This is a genomic window from Psychrobacter immobilis, from assembly GCF_904846185.1.
Lineage (GTDB): Bacteria > Pseudomonadota > Gammaproteobacteria > Pseudomonadales > Moraxellaceae > Psychrobacter > Psychrobacter immobilis_B.
The window spans coordinates 15,717-31,600 of the sequence record NZ_CAJGZQ010000001.1 but is presented as its reverse complement, the minus strand read 5'-3'; the positions used below and the strand labels follow the sequence as shown (position 1 = coordinate 31,600).

13 protein-coding genes are annotated in these 15,884 nt (G+C 44.0%); 5 read left to right on the top strand and 8 right to left on the bottom strand.

Translation table 11 applies throughout. From position 1 onward, the window contains the following. Window positions 1-452 precede the first annotated feature (452 nt). On the top strand, window positions 453-1,355 hold the full coding sequence (locus JMW94_RS00130; protein WP_060491950.1) for an acyl-CoA thioesterase: 903 nt from the start codon (window positions 453-455) through the stop codon (window positions 1,353-1,355). Window positions 1,356-1,470: 115 nt separating this feature from the next. Here JMW94_RS00130 and mutY read toward each other — a convergent pair whose 3' ends face one another. Next, window positions 1,471-2,739, bottom strand: coding sequence for an A/G-specific adenine glycosylase (gene mutY / locus JMW94_RS00125; RefSeq protein ID WP_201599600.1), 1,269 nt, complete (start codon window positions 2,737-2,739; stop codon window positions 1,471-1,473). A 420-nt stretch (window positions 2,740-3,159) separates the two neighbouring features. After that, window positions 3,160-3,294: a hypothetical protein gene (locus tag JMW94_RS14935; protein WP_265088290.1), complete on the bottom strand. Its 135-nt coding sequence runs from the start codon at window positions 3,292-3,294 to the stop codon at window positions 3,160-3,162. On the opposite strand from JMW94_RS14935, the gene JMW94_RS00120 reads away from it, so the two are divergent. Next, window positions 3,293-3,658: a GlcG/HbpS family heme-binding protein gene (locus tag JMW94_RS00120; protein ID WP_265088289.1), complete on the top strand. Its 366-nt coding sequence runs from the start codon at window positions 3,293-3,295 to the stop codon at window positions 3,656-3,658. The two genes, JMW94_RS14935 and JMW94_RS00120, sit on opposite strands and share 2 nt — an antisense overlap. A 120-nt stretch (window positions 3,659-3,778) precedes the next feature. On the opposite strand, the gene ylqF is transcribed toward JMW94_RS00120, so the two are convergent. From ylqF to JMW94_RS00095, 5 genes are all read right to left on the bottom strand, one after another. Further along, complete coding sequence (gene ylqF / locus JMW94_RS00115) at window positions 3,779-4,735, bottom strand: ribosome biogenesis GTPase YlqF (protein ID WP_201599599.1); 957 nt, start codon at window positions 4,733-4,735, stop codon at window positions 3,779-3,781. Window positions 4,736-4,859: 124 nt separating this feature from the next. Beyond that, on the bottom strand, window positions 4,860-7,910 hold the full coding sequence (locus JMW94_RS00110) for a DUF2339 domain-containing protein (protein WP_201599598.1): 3,051 nt from the start codon (window positions 7,908-7,910) through the stop codon (window positions 4,860-4,862). 155 nt (window positions 7,911-8,065) lie between these two features. Then, window positions 8,066-8,536, bottom strand: a complete 471-nt coding sequence (locus tag JMW94_RS00105; RefSeq protein ID WP_045445942.1) for a hypothetical protein — start codon at window positions 8,534-8,536, stop codon at window positions 8,066-8,068. A 139-nt stretch (window positions 8,537-8,675) separates the two neighbouring features. Beyond that, window positions 8,676-9,467, bottom strand: a complete 792-nt coding sequence (locus tag JMW94_RS00100; RefSeq protein ID WP_087813609.1) for an SDR family NAD(P)-dependent oxidoreductase — start codon at window positions 9,465-9,467, stop codon at window positions 8,676-8,678. A 300-nt stretch (window positions 9,468-9,767) separates the two neighbouring features. Beyond that, window positions 9,768-10,508, bottom strand: coding sequence for a dienelactone hydrolase family protein (locus JMW94_RS00095; RefSeq protein WP_109592098.1), 741 nt, complete (start codon window positions 10,506-10,508; stop codon window positions 9,768-9,770). 309 nt (window positions 10,509-10,817) lie between these two features. On the opposite strand from JMW94_RS00095, the gene JMW94_RS00090 reads away from it, so the two are divergent. Beyond that, window positions 10,818-11,291, top strand: a complete 474-nt coding sequence (locus JMW94_RS00090) for a YcgN family cysteine cluster protein (protein ID WP_227685364.1) — start codon at window positions 10,818-10,820, stop codon at window positions 11,289-11,291. Window positions 11,292-11,370: 79 nt separating this feature from the next. Here the strand turns inward: JMW94_RS00090 and JMW94_RS00085 are convergent, their stop codons facing one another. After that, window positions 11,371-12,732 carry a DUF4105 domain-containing protein gene (locus tag JMW94_RS00085; protein ID WP_201599594.1) on the bottom strand — a complete coding sequence of 454 codons (1,362 nt, stop codon included), beginning with the start codon at window positions 12,730-12,732 and terminating at the stop codon, window positions 11,371-11,373. A 261-nt stretch (window positions 12,733-12,993) separates the two neighbouring features. Here JMW94_RS00085 and JMW94_RS00080 point away from each other — a divergent pair, with 261 nt between their 5' ends. Continuing rightward, window positions 12,994-13,893, top strand: a complete 900-nt coding sequence (locus tag JMW94_RS00080; RefSeq protein WP_045445952.1) for a CBS domain-containing protein — start codon at window positions 12,994-12,996, stop codon at window positions 13,891-13,893. 244 nt (window positions 13,894-14,137) lie between these two features. Beyond that, on the top strand, window positions 14,138-15,721 hold the full coding sequence (gene lnt, locus JMW94_RS00075) for an apolipoprotein N-acyltransferase (protein WP_201599592.1): 1,584 nt from the start codon (window positions 14,138-14,140) through the stop codon (window positions 15,719-15,721). The last annotated feature ends 163 nt before the right edge of the window (window positions 15,722-15,884 follow it).

Genomic DNA, 15,884 nt, shown 5'->3' with positions numbered 1-15,884 from the left:
TTTTATGATTAATATCGTTTATATTAGGACGCGCCCTAAGGCATGTTAAGCAAAAATATCAACATGATATTGCCAAGTGAGCGTCGCTCTCTAGTCAAAGCCATCGATATTGGGTAAGATGTTTATCTTTTCGATTTATAGCCCATTTGCTATAAAAGGGTGAGCGCGTCTCGTGTGAAGCATCACATATACCTTTGTACTCGATTGCTTTGTACTTCTTTTAAGCTGAAACAACGATATAATAAATGCTGGTGATAGCGCTGCTATGACCGTGTTTTTTGCGCTAAAATTTTCGTGTTAAATCTCTCTTGTGCATTTTTAGCAAGTGATTTCATATTATTTTACATTCAAATGCAAAGTGTCTTTTGTCTTTCGCTATATGATATTGATATCTTTAGGTGCGTATTTTCAGATGCTTAGCGTTTTTGATAAAAATAAGGAAACCTATCGTCATGTCCGATTATTCGCAATTGATTGATGAGCTGCTAGCTACTGTAGCGCTTATTGAAGTGACCCCCGATGTCTTTGAGGGTAAGAGCCATGACTATGTTGGCAGTCGTATTTTTGGTGGACAAGTGCTCGCCCAAGCCATCATGGCGGCGGCGCATACACTGGATAAAGACAAACCCTGTCATTCACTGCACGGGTATTTTTTGCGCGGTGGTGATATCACGCAGCCAGTGATTTATCAGGTGCGCCGCTTGCGTGACGGTCGTAGTCTGTCTGCGCGTGAAGTGACGGCCATTCAGTATAAAGAGGTGCGTGGTAAAGCGCCTGTTGAGCAAGTCATATTTTCAATGATAGCCTCGTTTTCGCCGATGGAAGAGGGTTTAGAGTATCAAGAAGACATGCCTGTCTATCCGCCACCGGAGGATTTACTGGCTGAGCAAGATTTAAAAGAAGAGTATGTCGGAAAAGTGCCAGACGCACTCAAAGCCCGCTTTATGCGCCGTCGCCATGTCGAAATTAAACCCGTTAAACCGCGTGATCCGATTCATCCAGAGCCAATGAAACCTAAGCAAGCCAACTGGTTGCGTATCCGCGAATTGGGTAATCAGCCTGTTGCGATTCAACAAGCGCTGTTGGCATTTTCGTCCGATTTTTATCTGGTTGGTACAGGGCTGATGTCACATGGTGTCAGCTTTATGACCAGCGGCTTGCAAGCGGCTAGTATTGACCACTCGATGCATTTTCATCGTAATTTTGATCTAAACGGTTGGATGCTATACGACATGTGGAGTGATACCACGTCTAATGCCAAGGGTTTAAACCATGGGCAGTTTTGGCAAGATGGTAAGCTGGTTGCTACGGTACAACAAGAAGGCCTGATGCGTTTACGTGTGCCAAAGTCCTAAGCCCTCATCTTCTGATAAATAAAAAAAGCGACTCAAGATACATTTTGAGTCGCTTTTTTAATGGCGTGTTACGTGTTTTTTTAAGCAGTTCTTTTCAACGATTGCGTTCAAAGGATTATTCTAAAATCTTGACCATTGCTCGTGGCAGTCCAAGTGTTGCCTGAGCGTCAACAGCATTTAGCCAATTAATATTAATTTGTGCTGCTTCTAAGGCTTCGGTTATTTCGGCAATTTGCTCAGTATTTAAAATCAGCGATTGCGGTGTCAAATACCAATGAAAATGGGTCAGTGAATGTTTAATAGGGGCATCGTCTAATAAAGTTTTACTGACTGCTTTTGCTGTCAATTTATGCTTGTCTAACCACTCGTTGATAATTTGCTCGGCAGTGGTAAATTCTGCTTCGTATACTTTTTCATTACTGGTCACTTTTAATAATGTATCGTCAATTTCAGTCGTTTTTTCTGAGGCAGTTTTAGTATTCACTTTGCCTGCGGTTTTTTCAACAAACTGTAAAGGCAAACTCCACAGTCCGCCCCAAATGCCATTGTCAGGGCGTTGTAGCCATAGTATTTTGCCATCAATATCTTCAATCAATAACGCATTGCTAAACTTGCTGGGTTTGGGCTGCTTTTTTGCTTTGACTGGATAATCTGTTTCGCGTCCTTGCTCGTGGGCTAGGCAGTCCTCTTGAAGGGGACATAATAGGCAGGCAGGTTTGCTACGCGTGCATAACGTCGCGCCCATATCCATCATCGCTTGCGCGAATAATCCTGAGTCATCGACAGGCGTTAATCGCTCTGCCAATGCCCATAGCTTTTTGGTGGTAGCAGATTTGGTAATATCACCGTCAATCGCTGCCCAACGCGTCAAGACACGTTTGACATTGCCATCACAAATGACGCCATAACGATGCAGTCCCATCGCCATAATCGCGCCAGCAGTTGATGGCCCGACGCCAGATATGGCTTCCCACCCTGCTAGCGTCTGCGGAAAGTCGCCCGTCTCATCAATGACTTCGACCAGTTGTTTCGCGCCTTTATGCAAATTTCGCGCGCGCGCATAGTAGCCAAGCCCCGCCCAATGTTCCGCGACCGTATCCCATTCTGCGGCTGCTAAATCTTGTACCGTTGGAAACGATGCCATAAAACGGGCAAAGTAGGGCAGTACCGTCGTTACTTGCGTTTGCTGGAGCATGACTTCGGATAGCCAGACGATATAAGGATTGGGCGCGTCGGTTTGGTGCTGTTGCCAAGGTAGGTCATGGCGACCGTTTTCGGCGAACCAATCGAGTAGGCGCGGGGCGAACGAATCGAGAGAAGTAGAGTATTGAGTAAAAGTATTTTCTAGCGTTGTGAGGTTTGCAGTGGGGGTAAGCTGAGTCATATCATCAATTTTTGGCATATTAGTGTATGAATTATAACCGATTTTCGAAAGAAGTGAGTTGATATCACTGTTGTGCGCTGTTTGAGATTACCACGATGTAAGCGTCTTTTGAGTATTAGTATGAGTGTGAGTGTTAAAAAACAGAGTATGTAACAGAAAAATTAATGTAGAGTTGCAAATTTATAAAGTAAATCTTACAAAATTAAGTGAATTTTGTAGAAAAATTAACTTATCATTGTTGTGCTTTTTGCAAGATTATGACTCTCATTCTCGCTAGGGTCGCAAGAGCACCTTTGAGTTAATGATAACTCATTGTCTGGTTTCATCAAGTACGCTTACTAAAGCTCACCAAGCATCATTTCAAACAAACGCTCACATGTATGAGTAATATTTAGGACTCTTTATGAAGTTAATGTCGAATTATTTATCTAAAGCATTATTGGCACTAGCAGTCATTGGCTGTTCAGCCAACGTTTTGGCCGCCAAACCAAATCTAGTATGACAACAGCCCAATGTTTCTTTAGAGTTGGCCAATGAATTAATCGATGCCACCATGGCAGCCTGTCACGCAGAGGGCAAATCTGCCGTTGTCGCAGTTGTTGATCGTGCTGGTAATTTAATCGCGCTACAGCGTGATGATAACGTTGGTCCGCACAATACTGATGCTGCTGTCCGCAAGGCATTTACGGCATTATCTACCAAAACGCCTTCACGTACGTTAGCGGATAATGCTCGCGCTAATCCAGACTCAAATAACTTGAATACGGTAAATGATTTACTGCTGATCGGTGGTGGTGTGCCATTAAAGTTTGGCAATGATGTGATTGGCGCTATTGCAGCGGGCGGCGCAGGCGGTGCAGTACAAGATGAAGCTTGTGCGTTGAAAGCTATCGAAAAAGTCATGCCTAAACAGAAGTAGTTGATGACTTAGATATCGCTAGCAGTAGATATAAAAAAAAGCCCTTAGGGGCTTTTTTTGCATGAGCTCTAGAATGATTTTATGCAGCTAACATTATAGACACAAAGGGTTGTCGATTTATTATTTCCGATTCTTCCGCGTTTTCAAACGACGTAAGCGCTTTTCTTCTTCTTTGGCGATTCTTTTTTCTTCTGCTGCTAAGCGTTGCTCAGCGACGATGAGTTCTTCAGCTTCAGACATGGCTGGCGTCTCAAGCGTAATACGCCCAAGCTTAGCGCTACGTAACTCGTTGATCAAAATCTCAGACATGCGGTACGTATCGACTTGATTGCCCGAACGTACACAGCCGCGATTGCGTCCAGCGACTTCAAAAAACTCCCAATCAGTCTTTGGTAGCGCTTCAATTTTGTAGCGGGTTTTTAGCAGCTCAGGATAGGCTTGCATCAAGTATTCAGCGGTATAGCTGGCAACATCAGCGAAGTCAAAAGCGGTATCACGAATACCGCCCGTCGCTGCCAAACGATAGCCAGAGTTTTCGTTTTCGACTTTTGGCCATAGCATACCGGGCGTGTCATAGAGCATGATGTCATCGTCTAGCTTAATCAATTGCTGCGACTTAGTGACCGCTGGCTCATCGCCAGTTCTGGCGACAGCACGTCCAGCCAAGGTATTAATCAATGTTGATTTACCAACGTTTGGAATTCCCATAATCATGGCTTTGATTTGGCGACCCGTGCCCACTTTATTGGGTACAAGTTGTTTACAGATGGCGATGATACGTTTGACCTCATTGGCTTTATCAGTATCGCAAGCAATGGCTTTCACACCGCTTTGCTGCTCAAGATAGTCCATCCAAGCTTGGGTCAATTCAGGATCAGCAAGGTCGGCTTTGTTCAGGATTTTGATGACGGGTTTTTCGCCGCGCAATGCCGCGACCATCGGGTTTTCACTACTATATGGGATACGCGCATCGATCACCTCGATTACCAAATCCATCTGTGGCATGATTTCTTTGATTTCGTTACGGGCTTTGTTCATGTGCCCAGGGAACCACTGAATACTTGCTCTCTTATCCATCTGCTTTCATAACCTTTTATAAAAAATGCGCAAAGTAAGACGATCGTCATTTACTTTTCATGGTGTCCAGTTTACTACAGAACCACCTTGCTCACGCTACAATTTCGCCCAACCAGATGCGCGGTTACTCTTGAGCTGGATCTTCTATTTCATCGCGGGCAGGGGGTAACGGTGCAAGATAACCAATGAGCAGAATCAAACTGCCTGCGCCAAGGAAAGATATCACTCGCCAAATCGCTTCTGTCTGTGACAAATCAACCAATACCAGTTTGAGTACGACAATACCTAATAGCCCGATGCCCATAAACCAAAGCGTCCGCTGCCAATAGCGACTGGCGACGATGGTGGCGACTAAAGCTAAGAGCGTCCATAAAATAGTCAATCCTGTCTGCACTTGCTCGCTATTCCATGCGCCGCCCTGAGCGCTGTCCCACAGCGGTGTACCGATAAAGGCATGTAATGTTCTAACCAACATACTGGAAATCAGCCAAAAGCTGATAAGCCCCAATATAACCAGTAAATTATCAGTAGTGAATATACGCTTAGTTTGGGGGGCTGCACTTGATTCGATAAGACTCTCATCGCGGCGATGTTGGCTCATATAATATAGACTAAAACCAACCAATAGCGTCAGCAATGAGGTAATGTCGTATAAATTCAATAGCGGAAAATATGACATATCCCAAATTACACCATCATATGACCAGTTGGTAATGATGACCCAATTTAAAGCAATGGGCGCAAAGATAGCCGCGCAGCTCAATAGCGCTTGTTGCCAATCAAACCAGTATAGTGGACTTTGCTTGCATGCCTTGTTTGTACGCGTATTTTGCTTGGGATAGTAAGCATAACGATGACAGCACCATAATCCAGCCAATATTAAAATGGCTGGCATCAATACAGCCATCACCCCAGCGGAATCTGCTAGTCCATAGTGGGCGGCGGCAGCAATGATTAGAATGCTAGCTCCCAGCCAGCTTGTGCCATCGTAGCGTGACAGCTCGGAATGGTCGTACCATGTCTTTAACCACAACTGTCCGATGACCAACCAACCAATGATTAGACCAGTCAATAGTAGCCAATCTGCTCCTTGCCATATCAAATGAAACTCGAATTTTTGCGGCAATTGTATGACGAGCATGAGATAAAAGACGATCGATAAGCCGTGGCTAAGTTGTCTGATTTCTATCCACGAGCGATAACGATTGATTGTCCAATAAATGGCAAGGCTAATTAGAGCTGCGAGTGCAATCATGGTCGTCGTTGCTAGTGTCCAACTGGCAAACCACTGGTTAAAATCAAGCAGCAGCACTTGTAGTAGCCACGCTATAGCCGTAAAGGTCAAAAACCTTATGAGTATAGGACTGTGCCAAACAAGATTAAACACGGTGCTTTGGCTATTGATGGAGGTTAGCCATTGCTGAGCGGCATGAGTGCTAATACCTAATGCGTCGGCATAGGTTGCTATCGCATCTGGCGTGGCGTTTTGCTCTTGAGAATATGCTGAATGATTATCTAAGCTATCATTTAAGTCTTCGTTCAAACTATCATTTAGCATAGCTGGCGAGTTGTTCGTGCGTAAAATAAATACAGTGGCTAGATAAGTCATAGCCGAAATGGTTAAGGCCAATGTTGGATAATCTTGAATGGCGAAGACCACTTTTACCATCAGCATACCTATACTGATTAGCTGCAATAACAAACCAAATAACACTGACCATGCGCGTAGTGAGCGCCGTCCAAACCATACCAGTGCCAACCCTTGTACTGACCAGCCAAAAGCAATCCATTCAGCATCTAATGCCAGCGGGATCACCAGCGCCAAAAAACCAAATCCTAAAGCCAGCATGCCTTCGGTGATTAAGGCATAACGTTGGCTACGCTGCACAAACAACCAGCCGAGTCCTAAATAAACAGTGGCTAAAATAGCACTCGCGATGGTTAAAGCGTTAGGAATGTCATCTAATAATGCCGCAAATAAACCAAAGGCTAATATCGGCACTGAAAACAGTAAGCCAGTATCAATAGGGAATACATAGCTATTATTTCTTGCGTGAACGCTATCTAGATGTTTTACGTTGTCTGCGCTATTTGTCTGGATGATGTCTGTTTCATTAAGAGTATTGTAGGCAATGATTTGTTGGGCATAGCGAATGACGACAAACAGATATAGCAATAAGTGTAAGGTGACCAGTAAGACTAAAGACCAGCGCTGCGCCTCAATGACCGTGCTCAAATTCTCACTGATGCCCCAGTAGTAAGCCAAGCCAAATGTCACAATGACACCGAATAAATTCAGTATTTTCCATGGGCGGTAATGCGCGATAATCGCAATCGTTACGTTCAATAGTAGATAGTAACTAAACAATACCACCAAACTGCCCGTGTCTTCACTGGTCAAAATAGGCGCAAAAAACCCACCCGATAATGCCAACAAAGCCAGTGGAAAAGCGTTTTGACGCACGGCGAGTGCAATGGTAATCGAAGATAATAGCCCAAGCCCAATAAAGCTCGGTAGACTAGGCATGACTTGGTAAACGCTATAGGCAAAAAAGGTCGTTAAATACGCAATCGCTAAGCCTGCGCCTTGTAGGGTGATGCCATAAGCAAAGCGATTTTTTGCCAATTTTAGACCTAATGCTGCCAAACCTAAACCGAGGATGCCTATCGCTAAAAGCTTGGACGCTATCGACACTTCGATATAGTCGCTTAACAAGCGAAGTAGTAGCACCACACCGATAAGTAGGACGATCACGCCAACGCGTACGACTAGATTACCGCCAAAAAACCAGTTTTTGATAGAGTGAATCAATGACGTGACGATAGGCAGTGAGCGCTCATCAGGCTCTATGGGCGATGGTTTTTTTGGAGAAGGGGCTGGTTTCGGGCGAATCGTGGCAGTAGATAAAGGAGGTGCTGAGTCAAATAGCTCCTCGATAATAGGTTGGGGCGAGTGAGTCTCAGCTAGCGTTTGAGCCATTGGCTCAGTATGAACGTCTACGTCATTATCGGCGTTATTATTCATAGAGCTGCCACGGTGTTGCTGCGCTTGTAACTCATCTTGCAGTTGCGTGATGTCTCGTTGAAGCTGATCAACGCGTCGCTTTAGTTTATTGTAAAAAACGATAATCACTACTAGACAAACAAGCCATACAAACCCGCTGATATCAGACATAGCGCTACCACACCGTTACTCAATATTTGATGGCTTGATGATGACTCGATTTCAAAGCAAACACAAGCAAAGCGCTCATCAAAATAAAAGGATTAGCCCAAGATTATTCGTTCACTATCATTGAGCTGACCTTGATGCTTTATATACTAAGATATTTAAGCGGCATATAATTTATGTCTTTCTGATAATGTACATTCACGCAAGGTTAGATAATTCACCATACCTGAGACGATACCTGCAATAACACCGATAATAATTAAAGCTGAAATCAAAGATACTTCGACCGTACCTGCGTATTTTTGCCATAGTACAGCAAGAGAGGTTAATACCCCAAAGGTAAAAAATCCATGCTTTATCGTCAACCAAAAAGCGGTTGGAAAGAAGGCTACTTTTTTTTCTTTGATACCAAAATAAGCCACCATAGTTAAAATCATGGCTAACGTAATCGATAAGGTAACGGAGGTACCGAGCACTGTGTCTTCATTATTGGTAATAGAGTCAACAGATATTGCGATTGATGAGTATGTTTTTAAGAAGAAATATTGTATCCCGCCGTTAATGAAAGCATTGATTACGCCAGTAAGCATAGCGCCTTTTAGCAATTTTGCGTTTAATGTTGTTGCCATGGTGTATGTTCCAAGTCTAAGCGGGTAGGTTTATGCATAAAAAATACTGAGTAGATAAAATCCTACCCAGTATGGTCGAATGCTCAACACGCCCTATTATGTATCGTTTATAAATTTATGATTAAAGTGATGGCTGAGTTTATGAGGTTGGCATTTTGCTTTTGTAAACACCGCCGCCATTGACTGTCAGTTCAGCACCAGTAATCCAAGACGCTGCATCACTTAACAAAAACGCCATCGCTTGAGCGATATCTGCTGGCACGCCACGTCGTTTTAGGACGATACCTTTGACCACATTATCGATCATTTCTTGGGTATAACCGGCTTCTTCAGAGGAGGCACCATTATCTACTGTACCAATAATTAATGAGTTAAAGCGCACTTCAGGACCTGATGCGACCGCCATACTTTTCACCATATTTAGCAAGCCCGCTTTAGCTGTGCTGTATTCGATAAATTCTGGCGATGGTGTATTGCCAACCATGGATCCAGAAAATACCACAGAGGCGTTTTCTTCTTGTTTTAAATACGGCATACATAAACGAGTTAAATGATAAGATCCCAAGGTGTTGAGCTTGTACGCATTGACCATTTTTTCGGTGGTAGACTCCCATAAGGGCGTATTTGCACCCCAACCGACGTTGTTAACTACTGCAGAAATCTTACCGAATTTTGCAATAGTTGCATCGACCAAGGCTGCAATTTGCGTCTCGTCAGTAAAGTCGGTTTTCATACCTAAGGTTGCATTGCCTGTTTCTTTTTCGATATCAGCGGCAATTTGCTTCACTTTATCTTCATTTAAATCAGCGAGGACAATGTTGCCTCCTAATGAGCTTAAAAACCGTGCCGCCTCGCTACCAATAGCGCCTGCTGCACCACTGATAATGATGGTTTTATGATGAAAGTCGAATAGTTGTTGGATGGTTTTCATGGTTTTACCTTATTATTAGTGAGTGATTAGTAAGCTATCAGCAAGTGGTGTGACCGATTTTATGAATCACGACTGTGCAATAACCATGTTAGCGTCTTAAATCCTTACTAATAGTAAGCCTTTGTAAGTGTATAATGAGCAATGTGGGTTTTGTATGATCAAAAAAAGCAGAGTGCGGCGGACGCACTCTGCTATATATTGGGTTAATAGATAGGGATTAATAAATAGTGGGTTAATAACCTGAAAACAGCTATTGATATGCCTGATCCAAAGATTATTTACCTAAGTTATTTACCTAAGTTATTTACCTAAGTTATTTTCCATAAATTCAAGCATGTTTTCCCAGCTTTGCTTGGCAGCGGCTTCATTGTAGCCAAGATCAACATTATTTTTAGCAGCGCGCTCATCAGCATGTGGGTTGGTAAAGCCATGTTTAGCGTTGTCATAAACATCGATAATATAGTCAACACCAGCAGCATCTAGTTCTGATTTTAGACCTTCTATTGCTTCCATGGATACCATTGAATCATCGCGACCGTGAGCAACCAATACGTTAGCGGTGAAGTTTTTATCCGCTGGCTGTTTTGGTGTTGGGTTGCCATGGAAAGTGGCGACCGCTTTTAATGGCATACCTTCGCGAGCCATATCAAGCACGACCTTACCACCGAAGCAAAAGCCAATCGCTGCTAGATTGTCACCATCAACGGCTAGTTGGTCGCTAAAGTCATTAAGGATTAAACGGCAGCGCGCCATCAGCATATCTTGATCTTCTAATACTTGCTCCATCCACATATTCGCTTGTGCAGCATCGGTGGTCAGCTTGCCTTCACCGTACACGTCCATTGCGACGGCAGCATAACCTGCTTCTGCCAAGCGCTCGACCACTGATTTTGGGTGATCAACGATACCCCACCATTCTGGCGCTACTAAAATTCCCGCAACAGGATGGTCGTCAGATGCATTTTCTGGCAGTGCCACATAGCTGATAAGCTGGACACCGTTTTCGGTGGTACTGATTAATTCAAAAGTCTTAATTGACATATTATTATCCTTTTTTATGTGAGGAGTTTTACGTTATAAAGATTATTTGTCTGTGTTTTTGCGACATCGTTTTTCTTACTTTTACTACCTTAACGCTCAACCTAGGCAAAAACAGCTATAATACTGTAACGCTCTTTATCAAAATGCTACGGCACCTTTATGACACTAAACTTGTTAAACAACTGTGCAGCCCATCTAGACTCTGACGAAACGTTGCCGCTAAAAGTCACGGAAAAATCAGCTGTGAGCTTATTTCCTGACAGTGGTAATGAAAGCAACAGCGACCATGACAGTAAGCTCAATGACACATTGCGTCCGAATTTTTGGTCGCGCTTTGCATTGTCAGAACTCAATCATAGCGAATGGGAAGCGTTGTGTGATGGCTGTGGCAGCTGTTGTTTGATTAAGTATATTGACGAAGATGAGAATGGCGATGTGGATGAAGAGTTGGTCGAGTATACCGATGTGACTTGCCAGCTAATGGACTGTACGACGGGTTATTGTCAGCACTATGACACGCGTCAAGAGCATGTACCAGACTGTATTCAGCTGACCATGGACAATATCCCGCAGATGATGTGGTTGCCTTCGCACTGCGCCTATAAGCGTTTGTATAAAGGACAAAATTTGCCAAGTTGGCATTTGTTATTGACCCAAGATGCAGTGGTAACGCAGCAACAAATGCGTGCTGCCAATGTTGGCGTGGCTGGGCGCTGTGTTTCTGAGACTGGTATGTCTGATGAAGCGATGGAGGATCGGGTGATCAGCTGGGTTAAGCCTTGATAATACTGAGAGTTACTGAAATCAGTGACATCAGTGACGTTGGTATTATTGCAGGGTAAAAGTATAATGCTACTTGATGTTAATAAGAAGCCTGAGCCGCAGATTTGGCTTTTGCCTCAGCATCTTCTTGCGTGTCAGCCAATGGCGGGATAGGAATATCCTGACGAATTTGCTGAGAGAACTCGCGGCTGTTTTCGTTGCTATTAACGCCAGACTCTAGAGTGATTTGATTATTAAATGCTTTAACCTTTGAGTTGATATGGGTACGCTCGTACCATGTATCCATTGACCAAGGCTGTCCAGTCTTTTCTGGATTAGCGTCAAGCATACCGACATCATATAGATAATTTGGCAGCCAGCCAGAGACCCAAATACGATAATCCCACGGCAGGCGATCGCCACTGACGATACGCGCCATATAAAAAATGATATTGGTGCAATTACTGAGTAATGTGTTATACCAAGCAGGCTTGGCATTCAATTCATCGGCAGCGGTTAAATAAGATTTAAATAGTGACTTGACCTCGTGCTGCTGCAAGTTACTAACGGGAAATAGATAAACTTGCTCGCCACGCGCATTCGTTCGGGTATAAATAATATCGCGCTCTTCTGCGGCAATCAGGCTCAGCTCATAGCGTCTAAAAAACCCTGCCAATGCCGAAAACGATTCGCCTTCTTCTTTACGAATCTCAAACGAGAAAGCAAGGGGTCTATCATCTTCAAAACGAAAACTGACCAAAGTATGGGCAATCAGTGGACCCATCCAGTAAGAGTTGGTGACATCGACGCCAGATAGTTTGGACATATCAATGGTACGTGTGTCCCAGCGTTCGGTCGCCTCTGTGTCGGTATGCCAATCAAAGTTGCGTACATTGGTTAGGGTCACCAAATCAGGATTGGTTGCATCGCGCTCGTAAGTGACTCTTTCACTTACCTCAGCCATCCAGTCGCGCTCTTGTTGGGGTTCAATAGAAAAAAACCAGCCAACGCCTACCAACCAAATAGCGCCATATAAAGCGGTTAACCATTTATTTGCTGACTTGCTATTTATGGTTGCTTTGTTGCTCCATGGTTTACTGCTGCCTTGTCTATTATCAAAGCGCTGAGCGATTTTCGGCCAATAGCGAACGCTCAGTAAGGCTGTCAGTACACCAACAATGAAAAGTGCGGCTAACCAAGTGATGGCAGAGCCTGCCCCAAACTGATACCAAATCGCCAGCAATAACCAAACGGCTGACAGTAGCAAGGTAATAATGATGAAAAACTGTACAAGATAATATCGCCATATAGGTGTCGGTTGGCGACCATTCGCAGTGTTATTTTTTAAGCCGTGTCTATCCGAACCATGATTATTTGACTCAAGCGTGTCCAAGCCGTTATCTGAACGATGGCTATGTGAGTGCGGCGTGAGCAGGCGAGAGAAAAAGGAACGTAGCGACATAGGGTGTGTTTTGGTGTGTGAAGGCTTTGACCATAGCAAAGTTTATAACGTACTGACAATACAATTTGAGTGAATTTATCGTTGAATGTCGGTGAGCCTTGCGCTAAAGTGAAGCTACTTTGATCTGCTCCATTTATAATTTAATAATCAAAGATCTGTTTTATTTGCTGTATTCATCCCCATCTACGTCTGTTATTACGTATTATTGTTTTTACGTATTACTTTAATTGTTATTAACTAAAGAGGTTAAATCACATCACCATGTCTGACGACACTCCCAGCCCGAGTAGTTGGTCGATGCGCGGCTTAAAACGCTGGCTATCGACCGCCCCCGAAACCCGTGACGAATTGATTCGTCTGGTACAAGACTCGCGCCAGTTCTTAGAGCCTGATACCGTCGATATGTTAGAAGGCGTGCTGGATCTGCCTGCGACACAAGTGCGCGAAATCATGACTCCGCGTCCGCAAGTGGTTGGGCTGCACGAAAGCACCAGTCTTGCTGAGGTGATGGATATCATCCTTGAGACCACCCATTCGCGCTATCCTGTCTTTGACAGTCAAGATGATGATGCCGTCATTGGCATTTTATTGGCCAAAGATTTGATTCCTATTCTTGTGCATATGGTGCGCGATCAAGAAGATAAAATCGATAGCAAACGTTTGAGAGATCTGGTACGTCAGCCGCTATATATTAGTGAGACGGCACGTTCTGATACCTTGTTACGCTCATTGCAGCGTACCCAAGTACATATGGCGATTGTGGTCGACGAATTCGGCAACTTTGGCGGTGTCGTTACCATGGAAGACTTGCTTGAAGAGATCGTCGGTGACATCGTCGATGAGCATGATGACTTCGATGAAGACAGTGATATCAACAATATTGTTGCTGATCCTGAAAAGCCAAATACGTGGCGTGTGCAAGCGTCTACCGTGATTGAAGATTGTAATGATGAGCTTGGCAGTCATTTTGATGATACGGATGTCGATACCATGGGTGGTCTAGTCATGCAGGCGCTTGGTTATGTGGGTGATTTGGAAGGTGAAAGCGTGGTGATAGATGATTGGAAAATCACTATTACTGATGTTGAAGGGCGTTTTATCCAAAATCTTGAGCTCACCAAAATCAATCCTGATCAGCAAATATTGATAGGCAGTCATTGATGTGTCGATAGCGACCTAAACATTGTTTGATATACTCAAAAAAACACGATTGCGGTCGTGTTTTTTTTGTGTTTGCTATTGGGTATTTGCTACGCAATGTTACCTATTAATGGGTTGAGACTGGTATCATGGGCGGGTTTAACTTTTAGATGCTGTACAAAACACAATACGGTCTGCTTCAGCTTGGTTTTCATCTGAATGTTGACGCTTAAAATTTTGAAAAATATGGTTTTGGATAACTGCTATGCGCCTGTCTACTGTTGATTTACAAAAACGCCTGAACCCTGATAAGCCCAAGGGTTTGCCTATAGCGCTGACGGTATTGATTGCGTTGTTGGCAGGTGCGGTGTTTATATTTGCACTGGCGCCTTATGGCATTTGGCCACTGGCGCTAGTGTCGCCTGCTATTTTATATGCCTTACTGATGCCTGATATGAGTGGCAAGCGTGCTTTTCTTATCGGTCAGGCTTATGGTACGGGACTTTGGTGCGTTGGTGCATTTTGGTTATACACCTCTATTCATGTCTATGGCGATACGCCAGCATGGCTTGCGCTGATTATGATTGCGCTGATGGGTCTGGGCATGGGGTTATTCCATGGCTTTTTGGCGTTGGTTTTCAACCGTATAGTCGGTCGTCAGCCGTTGTCGTTTGCGGCGCTATGGATACTCCAAGAGTGGTTGAAAACGTGGCTGTTCACTGGATTCCCGTGGTTGTTTGTCGGTTATGCCTTTACGGAGCAGTATTGGTTATCGTCATTAGCACCAGTCGCTGGCGTCTTTGCAGTGTCTTTTGTGGCGGTATTATTGGCAGCCAGTTTGGTTGAGCTATTGCGTCGCCGTGGCGGCTATATGATTCCGTCGATAGCATTGTTGGTAATTAGCAGCGCGTTATGGTTGATTAATCCGCAATGGACGAAACCAAAAGGTACGCCTGATTTGTCCGTGTCCTTAATCCAAGGTAATATTCCACAAGATTTAAAATGGCTCACCGAATATCAAATAGAAACCCTGAAAATTTATGCAACTCTGACCAGTACTGAGTGGGATCGCGATATCGTCTTATGGCCAGAATCCTCGATTCCTATGTTTCAAGATGAAGCGATTGGCTTTATCAGTGAAATGGTTAAAATGGCCAAAGAAACAGATACCACATGGGTAACAGGTATTCCTTATAGAGATTTAGAAAACTTTGACCCAAAAACGGATAAATATCCGCCATTTTATAATAGCGTGGTTGCGCTAGGTAGTGACGCTGAGGGCATGTATAAAAAGCAGCGCCTGGTACCATTTGGTGAATATATTCCCTTCGAAGGCATGTTAGATATCTTGCCAAACCTTGCTGGTAGTCAAGAAATCATGAGCTATAGTCGTGGTAGTGACAACCAATCACCGCTGCGTGTACGTGGTCATAATTTGGGCTCAGCAGTCTGTTATGAAGTGGCTTACCCTGATACCACTCGTAAAAACGCGATTGGCACGGACTTCTTATTGACCATCTCAAACGATGCTTGGTTTGGTACGTCGGCAGGTCCATTGCAACATCTGCAAATGGTGCAGATGCGCGCGCTAGAGAATGGGCGTTGGTTTATGCGCGCGACCAATACGGGCGTGACAGCGATCATCGATCATAAAGGTCGTATCGTCGAGCGTGCACCGCAGTTTGAGCGCACCGTATTGCGCGGTGATGTTCAGGCGCGGGTTGGTAATACACCTTTTATGAGCTTCGGTAATTATCCGATTCTCTTTATCATTACGCTGTTATTTGTCTTGAGCTACTTTGGTAAGCGTGGGATGCCGCAACCGCATTTGGGTAAGTCGCTAAAATAACTGGCTATTATTACCAGTGATAATGAATCGCTCGAATGAGTTAAGAGAATTAACCACAAAAGCGAGTGGCAAAGTTTGTTGATAATAAATCCTTTAAATACTTAAGGGTTTTAACAAATCGGTACGAATTGCGATATAATAGACCAATATTTTAAATATTTTG